Source organism: Streptomyces zhihengii (assembly GCF_016919245.1).
GTDB lineage: Bacteria > Actinomycetota > Actinomycetes > Streptomycetales > Streptomycetaceae > Streptomyces > Streptomyces zhihengii.
In genome coordinates, this window is sequence record NZ_JAFEJA010000002.1 from 470699 (window position 1) to 485896 (window position 15198).

A 15198-nucleotide genomic window follows, 5' to 3' on the forward strand; every position below is an offset into this window, starting at 1 on the left:
TCCGGTTCGCCCACGGGGTCCGGTCCGTGAACAAGCACGCCCCGGAGCCGGCGCGCTCCGGGGCGGCGTGCGTCCGCCCGGCGCGGGAAGATGGGACGCATGCCCGGACACCTCGCCACCACGACCCTGAACCTCACCACCGGCCCCGCGGAACGGATCCTCGATCTGACCGGTGCCTGTGAGGACTTCCTCGCCCGCACCGCGGAGGGCGGCGACGGACTCCTCAACATCTTCGTCCCGCACGCCACCGCCGGGATCGCGATCATCGAGACCGGCGCGGGCAGCGACGACGACCTGCTGTCCGCCCTGCACAGCCTGCTCCCCGCCGACGACCGCTGGCAGCACCGCCACGGCAGCCCCGGCCACGGACGCGACCACGTCCTCCCCGCGCTCGTCCCGCCCCACGCGACGCTCCCCGTGATCGGCGGCCGCCTGGAACTCGGCACCTGGCAGTCGGTGTGCCTGGTCGACACCAACAAGGACAACCCGGAGCGGACGGTGCGGCTGAGCTTCCTCGGATAGTGCCGCGTCCGACGTCATCGGCCGTCCTGCTCGCCGCCACCGTGCTGCCCTCGATGCCGCAGTGCGCAACAGCGGAGGCCGAAGGCGTGCATCCGCCCCGCAGGCCGCGCGGCAGGTGCAGGCAGGCCCCTTGCCGGCGCCCCGCTCCGGGGAATCGATGCAACGCGTCGGAAACTTCCTGCCGTTCACCCAGTGACATCCGGGGCGGGCGGGGGTTACGGTGCCCACGAAACAGGGTGACAACGTTGTCAGTCGACAACGTTGTCAGTCGCGTCAGGACTCGAAGGGAAATAGCCCATGCGGTTTGCTTTCAGACCGTTCCGTCCCCGTGCTTCCGGTATCACAGCCGGTCTGATGGCCGCCGTACTCGTGAGCGGTGGAGTGGTCGGCATCGCCCAGCCCGCCGCCGCCGCGGACGTGGAACCGATCGATCTGGTCAATCCGTTCGTCGGAACCCAGAACTTCGGCAACACCTTCCCCGGGGCGAGCGCGCCGTTCGGCATGGTCCAGGTCAGTCCGGACACCGGCGGCCAGGGCGGCTACGACTACAAGCAGGACTCGATCTACGGCTTCAGCCAGACGCACCTGTCCGGCGTCGGCTGCGGCGTCATGGGTGAGCTGCCCGTCATGCCGACCACGGGCGCGGTCGACTCCGTGGACCCGAACGCCTACCGCTCCCCGTACAGCCACGACGACGAGCAGGCCAGTCCCGGCTACTACCGGGTGGGGCTGAAGAAGTACGACGTCGACGCGGAACTCACCGCCACCGCGCGCACCGGGTGGCAGCGCTACACCTTCCCCTCCACCGGTTCGGCCAACGTCCTGTTCAACACGGGCAAGGCCAACCAGCCCGTGCTGGACTCCGAGGTGCACGTCGTCGGCGACCGCACCATCGAGGGCCGGGTGCGTGCCGGGGGCTTCTGCGCCGGACACGACGAGCACACGGTGTACTTCAGCGCCACCTTCGACCGGCCCTTCCAGGCCTACGGCACATGGGAGGGCGCGGACCCCGAGCCCGGCACCCGCGACGCCGGGGGAGACGGCCAGAACGGCGCCTGGGTGACCTTCGACGCGACCACCGACCGGGACGCCGTCCTGAAGGTGGGGCTGTCCTACACCGGCGTGGAGGGCGCCCGTAAGAACCTGGCCGCGGAGACCGGGGAGTCCTTCGACTTCGACGCCACGCGTGCGGCGTTGCAGGACACCTGGAAGAAGCAGCTGGACTCCATCCGGATCGGCGGAGGCACGGCGGACCGGCAGAAGGCCTTCTACACCGCGCTCTACCACAGCCAGTTGCACCCGAACCTCGCCGGTGACGTCGACGGCATGTACCAGGGGTTCGACAACAAGACGCACAGGGCAAAGGACTACACGCCGTACCAGAACTTCTCGCTCTGGGACACCTACCGGCCGCAGAACCAGCTCCTGCAGATGCTGGAGCCGGAGGTCGCCCGGGACGTCGCGCTGTCGGTCGTCGCGGCCGGCCGGGACGGCGGCTGGCTGCCCCGCTGGGCGCTCGCCAACAGCGAGACCAACATCATGACCGGCGACCCGGTCACGCCCTTCCTCGTGGAGGCGTGGTCGAAGGGTCTGCTCGCCGGACACGAGGCGGAGACCTACGCGTTGCTGAAGAAGAACGCGACCAGCACCCCGCCCGCCGACTCGCCGTACAACGGACGCTCGGGATCGGACCACTACACCGGGCGCGGCTACATCCCGTCAGGTCTCGGCCTGGGCAAGGACTGCGCGGACAAGGGCGGCGACAACGACTGCAAGCACCCGGCGTCGGCGACGATGGAGTACTCCGCCGCCGATGCGTCGCTCGCGCTCATGGCCGGCCGGCTCGGACACACCTCGGACGCCAGGATGTTCGCCGCGCGCGGGCAGTGGTACCGGAACCTGTGGGACTCCTCGATCCAGCAGTTCCGGCCGCGGACGACCGACGGCACCTGGCTCACGCCCTACGACCCGGTCGAGGCGGCGCACCAGTTCCATGAGGGCGGCGCGTACCAGTACCAGTGGCTGGTGCCGCAGGACCCGGCTGGTCTCGTCAGCCTGATGGGCGGCCGGAGCGCCACCGAGAAGCGGCTCGACTCCTTCTTCGTCCACGACAAGCTGCTCACCGACCCGGTGGGCACCGCTCGGAACGACTGGATCTCCCAGCCGTACGACTACTACGGAAAGCCGACGTACAACCCGAACAACGAGCCGGACCTGCACGCCCCGTACATGTACAACTGGGTCGGCGCCCCGGCGAAGACCGCGACCGTGGTGCGTGCGGCGATGACGCTGTTCACCAACGGGCCGGACGGGATGACGGGGAACGACGACCTGGGCACCATGTCGGCCTGGTACGTCTTCTCCTCCCTCGGCCTCTACCCGACGATGAGCGGCGGTGACTTCCTGGCCTTGTCCAGCCCGCAGTTCGAGTCGGCGACCGTCCGGATCGGCGGCTATCCCAAGGCGTCCGGCGCCAAGGGCCAGGGCGGCACGCTGACGATCGCGGCACCCGGGGCGAGCGACACGAAGCGGTACGTGCGGAGCGTGGCCCTGAACGGCCGGGACGTGCCCCAGACCTGGCTGAGCTGGAACAAGCTCGCGCACGGTGGAACCCTGGCCCACCGGCTCGGGACCTCCCCCTCCTCGTGGGGCACGGGCAAGGGTGCCCAGCCGCCCTCCGTCAACCAGGCGTCCCCCGACAGCCGCAAGCACGTCGACGCGTCGCTGCGTCCCGCCTCGGCGGTCGTCCCCACGGGCGACACCGCGCAGACCGCGAAGTTCACACTGGACGTCCTCGGGCAGGCACCCGGCAAGCTGAACGTGTCGGTCACGGCGAAGGTGCCCGGCGGCTGGAAGGCCACGACGGCGCAGCGTTCACCCCTGGTGATCGATTCCGGACACCTGCCGGTGCAGAAGAAGGTGACACTCGACATCACCGTGCCGCCGGGCGCGGTCGCCGGGTCCTACCCGGTGGAGGTGAAGGTCGAGGGCCGGGGGGCGAATTCGGTCACCCGCAAGGCCACTGTCACGGTGGGGGCCGCCACGACCTGCGCGAGCGAGGAGAACGGGCAGTGCGCAGTGGACCTGAGCGCGGACCTCGGCCACGACGGCACGGCCACGGTGGCCAACTCCGGCGAGGGCGACTTCGACGGACACGGCTGGAGCTATGACGGCGACCTGCTGCCGAAGGCGGGGCCGGTGACCTGGGACGGGGTGACGTACGACGCGCCGGACCCGACCGGCACGGCGGACAACTTCCTCGAAGCAAGCGGGCAGGCCCTCCTGCTGCCCGCCGGACAGCACGGTGCGCTGCGACTGGTCGGCTCGGCGCACAACGGTCCCGTGACCACCACACTGACCGTGCACTACACGGACGGCAGCAGCACGGAGGCACCGGTGACGTTCGGCGACTGGGCGGGCTCCGCGCCGAACGGCGGCACGGTCGTCCTCGACATGCCGCACCGCATCAAGCGGGGCAGCGGTGTCGACGGGCCGTCCATCCGGCTCTTCGGTACGGCCGCCGAGCTCGACGGGAGCAAGACGGTCCGTTCGGTCTCGCTGCCGGACGACTCCCGCGTCGAGATCTACGCGATGACGCTCGTCTAGCCGAGATCTACGCGATGACGCTCGTCCAGAGGGACGGCGGACCGCCGGCCGGGTTCCGGCGGTCCGCCGTTCCGGATCGGCGCACCCGTCTCATCAGGGCCCCGGCGCGAAAGCGCCGGGGCCCTTCGCGTGCCCGCCCCCGCGTCGACTCGGCCCCTGGGAACGGCGGTTCCGGCGTCCGGTTCCCTGCATGATTGACAGGGGCATGACTTCTGTCTAGCTTCCTCAGCGGCCGCGGTGTCACACCAGACCCCCGCGCCCCGGGAGGATGCACATGGCCGCATCGATCGTCACCCACCGTGCGCTCGACGGCGGGACGTACCACCTGGAGGGCGACGTCGACCTCCGGGCGCCGTGCACCTCGGCCGTCGAGGTGGTGGCCGGTGGGCGGCTGGTCGAATTCACCGCCGGGCCCGCCTCTTTGGGGGACGACGTCGCCGCCTCGCTGGGGATCGACGCACCCGAATCCGAGCTCACCTTCCAGAAGGGCACGCTGCGCCTCTTCCGGTCGGTCGAGCGCGAGCCGCGCTCGGGGCTCGTGGAGCGGCCGGTGCTCGTCGTGTGGAGCGGCGAGCGCCACTCGCTGGTGACCCGGCTGTACGGCATGGACCTGGCCGCGGTGCTCGGGCTGCTCCGCTCGGTGCGTATCGCGGAGGGCGAGCACGGGCTCGCCCTCCGGCCCGATCCCTCGGCCGGCAGCGCCTTCGCGCGGCCGGCGACGCTGATCAAGGAGCTGCCCGGCCTCGGGCTGCTGGAGCTGTCGCGGCGCACGAAGGAACACACCGCGCAGCTCCCGCCCTGGAAGGGGGTGGGGGTGGCGTCCGGGGAGCTGTTCCGCGACACGCTCTCCGACGGCAGCCCGTTCTTCGTGCTCTCCTCCACCGAGATCTGGGCGACGCTGGTGCCGCTCGCGTCGACTCCCGTCGAGCGGGTGCCCGATCTCGTCGGGCGGCTCACGCTGCGGCGCACCGGGTGACCCGCCGGTGACCGGGTTCCTCGGCGGGCTGACCGCCTCCGTCGTCCTCCTGACGCTGCTCATGGGCGCGGGCTCGCATGCCGTCAGTCCGGCCGCCCTGGGCGACGCCCTGTGGGCGCACGGAGTGCTGGGCCCCCGGCTCCGGCGGTTCGCGGCCGTCGTGCCGCCGGTCGCCGAGGGTGTCCTCGGGGCGGCGGGCGCGGCGGCGCTCCTCATGGGGCACCAGCGGGGGCTCCAGGCCGTACTCGTCGCGGCGGCCGCCCTCTTCGCGCTCTACGCCGGCTACACGCGGCACGTCCTCGCCCTCGGCCGCGGGGGGCCGTGCGGCTGCTCCGGCCGGGAGGTGCCCCTGAGCCGCTGGGTGACCCGGCGGGCCGCGGCGCTGGCCGTGCTCGCGGCGATCGGCGCCGCCGCCGTCGAGGCGGGCCCCGCGGAGCTCTCCACGGCGGAGCTGGTCACCCTGCTGCTCGCCGCTCCCGCCTGCGCGACGCTGCTGTGGTCCCTGCCCGCCGCCATGCACGAGCCGGCCGCGGCGTCCGGCCACCCGCCCGCGAGGGCCACCGCTCACCACCCGACCACGACCACCGTGCACCGGACCGCCGAAGGAGTGCCGACGCGATGGACTTCACCACCAGCGCCCTGATTGCCTCGTGGGCGGCGATCGCGCTGCTCGCGCTGGTCGTCTCGGGGCTGATCAGACAGGTGCACCAGCTGTCACGGACGGCGCCCCACCGCCCCGGGCGGGTGGGCCTCGCGCCCGGCGCACCGGCTCCCGGCCTCGACGCGGCCCGGCCGGATCCCGCGGGCCTCGACGGCCTCCTGACGCCGGGCCGGGCCGCGCTGCTGCTCTTCCTCGACGCGGACTGCCGCACCTGCGGCCAGGTGCTCGCCGAGGCCGGTGCCTGGGCGGTGCGCCAGGGCGACGGGGCCGCGCCCCGGGTGCTCGCGCTCTACGCGGGCGCGGGGCCGCGGGACGACGAGGGCGCCGTGCCGGTCAGGACGCACCGGCCGGAGCTGTTCACGGCCTACGACGTCCCTGCCACCCCCTACGCGGTGGCCGTCGATCCGGAACGCCGGATCGTGCGTTCCGAGCCGCTCGGTTCCCCCACGGCGCTGCTGCGGCTGCTCGACGACATCGCGCCCGCGACGCCGAGGAGGCGGCCATGACCGCACTGGACGACGTGCCCACGCTGCGCCGCTCGGGCGGCGGCCGCCGCTCCCGGACCGGGCGCGGGGCTCTCCCCTCCTTCGCGCCCTCCAGGCGCACCCTGCTGCAGGCCGCGACCGCCGTCGGCTTCGCCGCGATGGGGGTGTTCTCGGCGGCCCGGGAGGCGTACGCCGACGGATACGAGATCTGGACCGGTGCGTGCCCCAGCTATGCCGAGGACCACAACTGCTCCCCGGGCTGCGGGCCCAGCACCGTCTACGCCGACGCGTGCGTGACGACGGGGACGAACACCGGCTTCCACCGGACGGACGGGGTCACCTGGATCCTGCGGCCCAACCAGTGCTACGCGGGCACCTACGACGGCTGGCTGTGGCGCTGCAGCGCGGCCTGCGGCACCTGCGGGTGCGGGATCGAGCGGCGCTGCCACGACGGGTACCGCAACACCGGCTCCGGCTGGGTGAAGTCCATCTGCCGCTGGACCACCGACTGCGACTGCCCCGGCTCCGTGACCTGGCCCGCCATCGGCCGCGGCGCCACCGGGCCCGACGTCTTCGCCGTCCAGCTGCTGCTCACCCACCACGGTCATGCCACGGACGCCGACGGCATCTTCGGCCCGGACACCGAGGCGCAGGTCGAGGCCTTCCAGTCGGCGAACGGACTCGGCCCCACGGGCAGCGTCGCCGCCGCCACCTGGCCGGTCCTGATCGTCACCGTGCGCCAGGGGGACGTGAACGACGCCGTACGGGCCGCGCAGCGGCAGCTCAACAAGCACGGCTACGCGCTGACGGCCGACGGCGACTTCGGTGCGCTCACCCGGCAGGCCGCCGTCGCGTTCCAGTCCCTGCACGGTCTGACCACCGACGGAGTGGTCGGCCCCAACACCTGGCGCACGCTGACCGGGACGGTCTAGGTGCACGAGTCCGTCCGTCCCGCGGACCGGCCGCGCGGCGCCCGTGCCCTGCGGGCGCTGCTCACCGACCCCGTCCTGCCTGTGGCGGCCCTGGGGGTCGCGGTGGTCGCCGCCGTCCTGCACGCCCCCGTGCTGACCTGGGCGGTCACCGGCGGTCTGGCCGGCTACTCGCTCTCCGGCTCCGTTTGAACGCGTAACAGCGCATTCGCGCTGGCCTCGCCAGGTTGGCGGGCGACGTACAGGCAGGCGCTGGTCCTCGGCGTGTTCACCTGCGGTCTGCTGGCCGGCGGGGTGCTCTCGGCCGGGGTGCTGTGGCTCGCGTCCGGTCTCTTCACACCGCTTCCGGCCGGCGTGCGGCAAGGGCTGATCGTGGCCGTCGCCCTGCTCGCCGCGCTGCGCGACGCGGGCAGGCTGCCCCTGCGGCTGCCGCAGAACGCCCGGCAGATACCGCAGGACGTGCTGCGGCGTCATCTCGCGCGCGGAGCGATGCAGTTCGGCTTCGAGCTCGGTACCGGCGTGCGCACCTACGTCTCGGCGAGCGCGCCGTACGCGATCGCGGTGGCGGTGCTCCTGTCCGGGGGTTCCTGCGGGCCCGCCCTGGCCGCCGGGCTCGGCTTCGGGGCCGGCCGGGCGCTCACCCCGGCCCTGCGCAGGCTCTCCGGGGACGGGGAGCGCTGGGACGACCGGCTCGCGGTGCGGCTGAGCGGTATGACCGTCGTGTCCTCCGTGCTGATCGCCGCTGCCGCCTGCGGGGTCGTGCGGTAGGGCCCGCGCCCCGCCGGCCCGCCGATGCGCGAGCCCCTCCGCGCCGGTGAGCCCGCGGGACGGTTGTGCCGCAGGTCTGGTCCTGTGGCAGATGGTGACGGTGTGGACACCTCACGGAGAGGGGGGCCAGACTCGCCTCAGCCCTCTAGCGGGGAATCGGGAAGGACTCACAACGGAGGCGCCATGTTGAGGCGTACGATCCAACTCGCATTAGCTTTTGTCATGATCATGGCTACAGTGGCCGGGGGAATGCTGGCCACCGCCGCCCCGGCCCGGGCCGACGAGTGCTACAGCTGGGGCCGCAACCTGTCCGAAGGCATGTCGGGAGCCGACGTGACCCAGCTGCAGATCCGGGTGGCCGGGCACGTCGACTTCGGCGAGATCCTCTCCGTCGACGGCAACTTCGGCCCGCGGACCAAGGCCGCCGTCGTCAAGTTCCAGCAGGCGTACGGCCTCGGAGCGGACGGCGTCGCCGGCCCTCAGACGTTCGGCAAGATCTACGAACTCCAGGACCCGGACTGCACCCCCGTCCACTTCACCTACGCCGAGCTGAACAACTGCAACTCCGACTGGTCCGGTGGTGCGGTGAGCGCCGCGACGGCCAAGTCCAACGCCCTGCGCACCATGTGGAAGCTGGAGGCCCTGCGGCACGCGCTGGGCGACGTGCCCATCGTCGTGTCCAGCGGATTCCGCTCCTACGCCTGCAACAACGCGGCGGGCGGCGCCTCGAACAGCCGGCACCTCTACGGCGACGCCGCCGACCTGGTCGGCAGCCCGTCCTTCTGCGCGCTCGCCCAGCGGGCCCGCTCGCACGGCTTCGGCGGCATCTACGGCCCCGGCTACCCCGACCACAACGACCACACCCACGTGGACGGAAGCACCGGCCGCTCCTGGTCCGCCCCCAGCTGCGGCGTCTGACCGCCCCGTCGCCACCGCACCCTCCCCGGGAGCGCGGCCGACCGGGATCCGGCCCCGGGCCCGCGCAGACGCCGCCCGCCGCCGCGCCGGAGCGGACCCGCCGAGCCGCTCTCCCCTCCCCGCATTCGAGTAGGAGTGAACCGATGTCCTCCCGGACCTCCTGGCGCGCCCGCGCCGGAACCTCCCTGCTGGCCGTCCTCGCCGGTGTCGGCGCCTTCACCGCCCCCGCCCCCGCCCAGGCGGACCCACGGCCCGAGGGCACGCAGAGCGTCAGCTACCACGGCTACCGCATCGAGGTCCCCGCCGGATGGCGGACGGTCGACCTGACCGAGAACCCGCGTGCCTGCCTCCGGTTCGACAGACCCACCGTCTACCTGGGCGAGCCCGCCGAGCAGAGCGACTGCCCCGCCGGAGTCGTCGGCCGTACGGCGGGCATCGTCGTGGAGCCCATCACCGCCCGCTCCTCGGGCCGGGCCACGGCGGCGACCGCGCGGACCCAGCGCGGCAAGGCCGTCGCCCCGTCCGCCGTGTCCGGCGACGGCACCATCCAGATCGCCGTCGAGGACGCCGGCGTCCTCGTGACCGCCGCCCACACGCCGGAGACGGAGGACCTCGTACGCGGCGTCCTCGCCTCGGCCGAGCTCACCGGGGACGCCGAGCGCACCGCGCTGACCACCGCGGCCCGGCGCGCCGGCGCCGCACCCCTGGCCGCGGCCGGACCGCAGCCCGGCACCTACACCGGCAAGGGCTTCGACGCCTGCACCGCGCCCTCGCAGGCCGCCATGAACGCCTGGCAGGCGAGCTCGCCCTACAGCGCGGTCGGCGTCTACATCAGCGGCTCCTTCCGCGGCTGCGCCCAGCCGAACCTGACGGCGAGCTGGGTGACGAGCCAGACCGGCAACGGATGGCACCTGATCCCCATCGACGTCGGCCGCCAGGCCCCCTGCACCAACTACTCGCTGAAGATGTCCACCGACCCGGCCACGGCCAAGGCCCAGGGCGTCACCGCCGCCGCCGGCGCCATCACGGCCGCGTCGAACCTCGGCATCCCGGCGGGCAGCGCCGTATACAGCGACATCGAGGCGTACACGTCCACGGCCTCCTGCAAGGCGGCCGTGCTGTCGTACCTGTCCGGCTGGACCGAACGGCTGCACGCCGGCGGCTACCTGTCGGGCTTCTACTCCAGCGCCGCCTCCGGCATCAAGGACGCCGCCTCCGAGTACGGCAACCCCGCCTACACCCGCGTCGACCACCTCTTCTACGCGTGGTGGAACGGCGCCGCCGACACCAACACCGGCAGCTACGTGCCGTCCTCCTACTGGTCCGACCACCAGCGGATCCACCAGTACGCGGGCGAGGTCACCGAGACCTGGGGCGGCTACTCGATCAACATCGACCGCGACTACCTGGACGTCGGCAACGGCTCCACCCCCGCGCCCAGTTGCAGCGGGGCGAACCTCGACTTCACCGCGTACCCCACGGTGCGGAGCGGCTCCACCGGGAACCAGGTCAAGGCCGCCCAGTGCCTGCTCAAGGCCGCCGGCTTCGACCCGGGCGCCCCCGACGGGATCTTCGGGCCCGACACGACCGCCGCCGCCAGGAACTTCCAGGCCGCCAAGGGACTTTCGGCCGACGGCGTGGTGGGGGCGAAGACCTGGACGGCCCTGCTGTCCCGCGGATCCACCCCCACCGTCCAGAACGGCTCGACGGGGGAGGCCGTCACCCGGCTGCAGCGCGCCCTGACCGCCGCGCTCGGGCGGACGGTGGCCGTCGACGGCGTCTTCGGCCAGGGCACCGCCCAGGCCGCACGTGACTACCAGTCCTCGCGCGGCCTGGCCGCCGACGGCATCGTCGGCCCCGCCACCTGGGGCGCCCTCCAGTCCGGCAAGTGAGCTTGCCGCGGCCGGTCCCGGAAGCACCGGCCACGAACCGCCCCGGCCGCGGCAACCACCCGCACATCCACCGCCGGCAGCGCCGGCCGCGGGCCCCGGGGCCTCGCCCACGGGCCCGCGGCCGTCCGCTCAGCGGATCACCAGCGTGGTGCCGGCCACCGGGGGAACCAGTTCCCCGACGACCGGATGTCCGGGCACCTCCCCGGCGACCAGCAGACCGCCCGAGGTCTGCGCGTCGGCGAGCAGGTGCAGCTGGTCCCCGGTCGCCCGTCCCGCGTCGAGGTGCGGGCGCACCCAGTCGAGATTGCGCAGGGTGCCGCCGCTGACGTACCCGGCCGCCAGGGACTCCCGGGCACCGTCGAGCACCGGGACGGCGGAGGCGTCCACCACGGCCGTGACACCGCTCGCCCGGGCCAGCTTGTGCAGATGGCCGAGCAGCCCGAACCCGGTCACGTCGGTGGCACACACGGCACCGGCCTCCAGGGCGGCCGCGGCGGCCCTGTCGTTGAGCGCCGCCATACCGGCGACGGCGTGCGCGAAGACCTCACCGGTCCGCTTGTGGCGGTTGTTGAGTATCCCGACGCCCAGCGGTTTGGTCAGGGTAAGCGGCACACCCGGCCGGCCGGCGTCGTTGCGCAGCATCCGGTCCGGATCCACCAGGCCCGTCACGGCCATGCCGTAGAGCGGTTCCGGGCTGTCGATGCTGTGGCCGCCACCGATGAGGCAGCGGGCCTCCCGGGCGACTTCGAGCGCACCCGCCAGGACCTCCCCGGCCAGCTCCGCGGGCAGTACGTCACGGGGCCAGCCCAGCAGGTTGAGCCCCACCACGGGCCGGCCGCCCATCGCGTAGACGTCGGACAGGGCGTTGGCAGCGGCGATCCGGCCCCAGTCGCGGGCGTCGTCGACGACGGGGGTGAAGAAGTCGGCCGTCGACACCAGGGCGGTGCCGTCACCGGTGAGCACCACCGCGGCGTCGTCGCCGTCGTCCAGCCCGACCAGCAGCCGGCCCTCGCCCCCGTCGGGGGCCTGTCCGGGATCCCGACGCGGCAGCAGTCCCGCGACCATCGCCTCCAGTTCCCCCGGAGGGATCTTGCAGGCACAGCCGCCGCCGTGCGCGAACCGGGTCAGCCGCACGGGCGCGACAGGTGAGTCGGTGGGGCCAACTGTCGTCATACGGCGATGATTTCACCTCTTGCCCCAGCAGTGTGCGGGGACCACAATCTTGCTCCGGAGGCGTTGGGCGGGCTGGTGCCCCTCCCGATCTTCAACATCGGTGTGGTCCGGAAACCGGGCCAGGCGGGTTCGATTCCCGTCCGTCTCCGCTGACTTCGATCGGGGTGGCACGGGTGGCGGACCGCACACAGGAGCCGCCCGCGGACATCCGCAGGCAGGTGCCGAGCACCACCGTCCTCCTCGCCGACCCCCTGCTGAGCGAGGCGTCCGCACGGCTGGGCAGGCCCGCCGTCAAGGCAGCCGTCGCCACCGCCCAGCAGCTCGTGCGCGACGGACGGATCGGCCCCGGGGACGCGGTCCACGCCGCCCTCGCCGCGCTTCCCGCGCACCCCGCCGGGCCGACTCCCGTGCACAACGCCACCGGCGTCGTCCTGCACACCAATCTGGGGCGGGCCCCGCTGTCGCCCACCGCCCTGGAGGCGATGGCGGCGGCAGGCGGATACACGGACGTCGAGCTGGACCTGACCACCGGCAAGAGGGCGCGGCGCGGCCGCGGCGCCCTGGCCGCCCTGCGGGAAGCGGTACCGGCCGCCGAAGCGGTGCACGTGGTCAACAACGGAGCCGCCGCCCTGGCCCTGGCGGCGGTGACGCTGGCCGCGGGGCGCGACATCCTGCTCGGCCGGGGCGAGTTCGTGGAGATCGGCGACGGCTTCCGGATACCCGAACTGCTGGTCTCCTGCGGCGCCCGGATACGCGAGGTCGGCACCACCAACCGGACCCGTCTCGGCGACTACGCGGACGCCCTGGGCCCGGACACCGGCTTCATCCTCAAGGTCCACCCGTCGAACTTCACGGTCAGCGGCTTCACCTCGGGGGTGGGCCCAGGGGAACTGGCGTCCCTCGGCCCGCCCGTCGTCGTCGACATCGGCTCCGGCCTCCTCGCCCCCGACCCCCTGCTCCCCGACGAACCCGACGCGGCCACGGCCCTGCGCGCCGGCGCCACCCTCGTCACCGCCAGCGGGGACAAACTGCTCGGCGGGCCGCAGGCGGGGCTGCTCCTCGGCCGGGCCGCCGCCGTGGAACCCATGCGCCGCCACCCGATGGCCCGGGCCCTGCGCGTGGACAAGTTCACCCTGGCCGCGCTGGAAGCGACCCTGCGCGGTCCCGAGCCACCCGTGCGCACAGCCCTGCGCATGCCGCTGCCGCAGCTCCGCGCCCGCACGCTGCGCCTGGCCGAGGACGCTGCCCGCCGAGGCATGGACGCGCACGTCGTGCCCCACGAGGCGGTGGTCGGAGGAGGCGGCGCGCCCGGGACCGTCCTGCCGTCCTGCGCGCTCAGCGTCCCCGGCCACCTGGCACGACCCCTGCGCACCGGTGAACCCGCCGTGCTCGGACGGGTGGTGCGCGGCCGGCTGCTGCTGGACCTCCGGTGCGTGCCCGAGGAGCACGACGAAGACGTCCTCGCCGCGGTGCTGCGCGCGGCGGGGCGGTGACCATGCGGGTCGTCGCGACCGCCGGGCACGTCGACCACGGCAAGAGCACGCTGATCCACGCCCTCACCGGCACCCACCCCGACCGGCTGGCGGAGGAGCGGCGCCGCGGCCTGACCATCGACCTGGGCTTCGCGTGGACGGATCTGCCCTCGGGGGAACGGCTGGCGTTCGTCGACGTACCGGGACACGAGAGGTTCGTGCCCACCATGCTCGCCGGCGTGGGGCCGGTGCCCGCCGTGCTGTTCGTCGTCGCCGCCGACGAGGGCTGGAAGCCCCAGTCCGCCGAGCACCTCGCCGCCCTCGACGCCCTCGGCGTACGGCACGGACTGCTCGTCGTCACCCGCCGCGACGTGGCCGACCCCGGTCCGGCCACGGCCGAGGCACGCGAGCGGATCCGGTCCAGCACCCTCGGCGACGTCGAGGCCGTGGCCGTCAGCGCCCGCACCGGCAGGGGACTCGACGGGCTGCGCGCCGCCCTGGACCGGCTGGTCGCGCGGCTGCCGGACGGGAACGCCGCATCACCGGTGCGGCTGTGGATCGACCGGTCCTTCACCGTGCGCGGCAGCGGCCTGGTGGTCACCGGCACCCTCGGGGCGGGGCGGATCAGCAGGGGCGACATCCTGACGACCGCGCGCTCCGGCCGTCCGGTGCGCGTCAGGGGGCTCCAGGCCCTCGGCGAGGAGACGGCCGCGGTGCGGGCCACGGCCCGCGTCGCCGTCAACCTCCGGGGCCTCGACAAGGAGTCCACCGGCCGCGGCGACGCCCTGCTCACACCCGACAGCTTCCTCGCCTGCCCGAGCTGCGACGCGCGTGTGCACGGCGCGACGCCCGCCACGGAACTGCCCCGCACCGCCGTCCTCCACATCGGCTCGGCGGCCGTGCCCGTACGGGTCCGGCCGCTCGGTCCGGACACCGTCCGGCTGACCCTGCACCACCCCCTGCCGCTGCGGATCGGCGACCGCTCGGTGCTGCGCGATCCCGGCCTGCGGAGGGTGCTCGCCGGCCTGACGGTGCTCGACCCCCGGCCACCGGAACTGCGGCGCCGCGGCGCGGCGGCACGGCGGGCCGCCGAGCTGGACGACGCCCGCGCAACCCCCGGCGAGGCGTCCGAGCTGCGGCGCCGGCTGCTGGTCCGACGAGGGGAGCTGACCGCAATGGGGGTGACCGTCCGCACCGCACCCGTCGCGGGCGACTGGCTCGCCGACCCGGCCCACTGGACCGCCCTGCGCGCCCGGCTGGCCGACCTGGTGGCGGCGTACCTCGCCGAGCGGCCCACCGAGGACGGCATCCCGGTGGAGGCCGCCCGGCACCGTCTGGCGCTGCCCGCGGCCTCACTCGTGGAGGCACTGGTCACCCCGCCCCTGCGGCTGAGCCGCGGACGCGTGGGCGCCGGGCCCCCGGCCCTGCCCGCCGCCGTGACGGACGCGGTGGGCCGGCTCACCGCCGAACTCGCGGGGCGGCCCTTCGCCGCCCCCGGCGCCCGGCGGCTCGCGGAACTCGGCTTCGGCCGCCGGGAGCTCGCCGCGGCGGTCCGTCACGGGGCGGTACTGCGGCTGGCGGAGCACGTGGTGCTGCTGCCGGACGCCCCCCGGCTCGCGGCCGGCCTGCTGGGCGGACTCGACCAGCCGTTCACCGTGGGAGCGGCGAGCCGCGCCCTGGAGACCACCCGGCGCGTCACCGTTCCCCTGCTGGAGCACTGCGACGGCCAGGGCATCACCGAGGTCCTTCCGGACAGGCGCCGCCGCTGCGCGGACCGGCGGCCGCCCGGATGACCC

Annotated in this window: 13 protein-coding genes and 1 tRNA gene; 13 read left to right on the forward strand and 1 reads right to left on the reverse strand. The window is 73.9% G+C overall.

Annotated features, from left to right (window positions below; translation table 11 throughout):
• The first annotated feature begins 99 nt into the window (after positions 1-99).
• The 10 genes from JE024_RS30325 (at position 100) to JE024_RS30370 (ending at position 10757) form a co-directional block, all read left to right on the forward strand.
• Positions 100-522 carry a YjbQ family protein gene (locus JE024_RS30325; RefSeq protein ID WP_205377159.1) on the forward strand — a complete coding sequence of 141 codons (423 nt, stop codon included), beginning with the start codon at positions 100-102 and terminating at the stop codon, positions 520-522.
• Between the two features lie 354 nt (positions 523-876).
• Positions 877-4128, forward strand: coding sequence for a GH92 family glycosyl hydrolase (locus JE024_RS30330; RefSeq protein ID WP_244883262.1), 3252 nt, complete (start codon positions 877-879; stop codon positions 4126-4128).
• Positions 4129-4402: 274 nt separating this feature from the next.
• Complete coding sequence (locus tag JE024_RS30335; protein ID WP_205377161.1) at positions 4403-5104, forward strand: hypothetical protein; 702 nt, start codon at positions 4403-4405, stop codon at positions 5102-5104.
• Positions 5105-5111: 7 nt separating this feature from the next.
• Positions 5112-5747, forward strand: a complete 636-nt coding sequence (locus JE024_RS30340) for a MauE/DoxX family redox-associated membrane protein (protein ID WP_205377162.1) — start codon at positions 5112-5114, stop codon at positions 5745-5747.
• A complete protein-coding gene (locus JE024_RS30345) occupies positions 5723-6271 on the forward strand; it encodes a hypothetical protein (protein WP_205377163.1) in 549 nt (182 codons plus the stop codon). Before JE024_RS30340 ends, JE024_RS30345 begins: the two co-directional genes overlap by 25 nt.
• Entirely contained in the window at positions 6268-7182 is a 915-nt protein-coding gene (locus JE024_RS30350) for a peptidoglycan-binding domain-containing protein (protein WP_205377164.1), read from the forward strand. The genes JE024_RS30345 and JE024_RS30350 overlap by 4 nt, the downstream gene beginning before the upstream one ends.
• A complete protein-coding gene (locus JE024_RS30355; RefSeq protein ID WP_205378598.1) occupies positions 7183-7371 on the forward strand; it encodes a hypothetical protein in 189 nt (62 codons plus the stop codon).
• 72 nt (positions 7372-7443) lie between these two features.
• Positions 7444-7947, forward strand: a complete 504-nt coding sequence (locus JE024_RS30360) for a hypothetical protein (RefSeq protein ID WP_244883263.1) — start codon at positions 7444-7446, stop codon at positions 7945-7947.
• Positions 7948-8130: 183 nt separating this feature from the next.
• Positions 8131-8865 carry a D-Ala-D-Ala carboxypeptidase family metallohydrolase gene (locus tag JE024_RS30365; protein ID WP_205377165.1) on the forward strand — a complete coding sequence of 245 codons (735 nt, stop codon included), beginning with the start codon at positions 8131-8133 and terminating at the stop codon, positions 8863-8865.
• A 143-nt stretch (positions 8866-9008) separates the two neighbouring features.
• The gene (locus tag JE024_RS30370; protein ID WP_205377166.1) at positions 9009-10757 is read left to right on the forward strand and encodes a glycoside hydrolase domain-containing protein; all 1749 of its coding nucleotides are present in this window, start codon (positions 9009-9011) and stop codon (positions 10755-10757) included.
• Between the two features lie 129 nt (positions 10758-10886).
• Here JE024_RS30370 and selD read toward each other — a convergent pair whose 3' ends face one another.
• Positions 10887-11930 carry a selenide, water dikinase SelD gene (gene selD, locus JE024_RS30375; RefSeq protein ID WP_205377167.1) on the reverse strand — a complete coding sequence of 348 codons (1044 nt, stop codon included), beginning with the start codon at positions 11928-11930 and terminating at the stop codon, positions 10887-10889.
• A 56-nt stretch (positions 11931-11986) separates the two neighbouring features.
• On the opposite strand from selD, the gene JE024_RS30380 reads away from it, so the two are divergent.
• The 3 genes from JE024_RS30380 (at position 11987) to selB (ending at position 15195) form a co-directional block, all read left to right on the forward strand.
• Positions 11987-12080 (forward strand) — tRNA-Sec (locus JE024_RS30380).
• Positions 12081-12103: 23 nt separating this feature from the next.
• A complete protein-coding gene (gene selA, locus JE024_RS30385; protein WP_244883264.1) occupies positions 12104-13423 on the forward strand; it encodes an L-seryl-tRNA(Sec) selenium transferase in 1320 nt (439 codons plus the stop codon).
• Positions 13424-13425: 2 nt separating this feature from the next.
• Complete coding sequence (selB, locus tag JE024_RS30390; protein WP_205377169.1) at positions 13426-15195, forward strand: selenocysteine-specific translation elongation factor; 1770 nt, start codon at positions 13426-13428, stop codon at positions 15193-15195.
• Positions 15196-15198: the final 3 nt, after the last annotated feature.

Coding starts and splice junctions, on each gene's coding strand:
- JE024_RS30325 (WP_205377159.1), top strand. CDS start 100: ATGCCCGGACACCTCGCCACCACGACCCTGAACCTCACCACCGGCCCC.
- JE024_RS30330 (WP_244883262.1), top strand. CDS start 877: ATGGCCGCCGTACTCGTGAGCGGTGGAGTGGTCGGCATCGCCCAGCCC.
- JE024_RS30335 (WP_205377161.1), top strand. CDS start 4,403: ATGGCCGCATCGATCGTCACCCACCGTGCGCTCGACGGCGGGACGTAC.
- JE024_RS30345 (WP_205377163.1), top strand. CDS start 5,723: ATGGACTTCACCACCAGCGCCCTGATTGCCTCGTGGGCGGCGATCGCG.
- JE024_RS30350 (WP_205377164.1), top strand. CDS start 6,268: ATGACCGCACTGGACGACGTGCCCACGCTGCGCCGCTCGGGCGGCGGC.
- JE024_RS30365 (WP_205377165.1), top strand. CDS start 8,131: ATGTTGAGGCGTACGATCCAACTCGCATTAGCTTTTGTCATGATCATG.
- JE024_RS30370 (WP_205377166.1), top strand. CDS start 9,009: ATGTCCTCCCGGACCTCCTGGCGCGCCCGCGCCGGAACCTCCCTGCTG.
- selD (WP_205377167.1), bottom strand. CDS start 11,930: ATGACGACAGTTGGCCCCACCGACTCACCTGTCGCGCCCGTGCGGCTG.
- selB (WP_205377169.1), top strand. CDS start 13,426: ATGCGGGTCGTCGCGACCGCCGGGCACGTCGACCACGGCAAGAGCACG.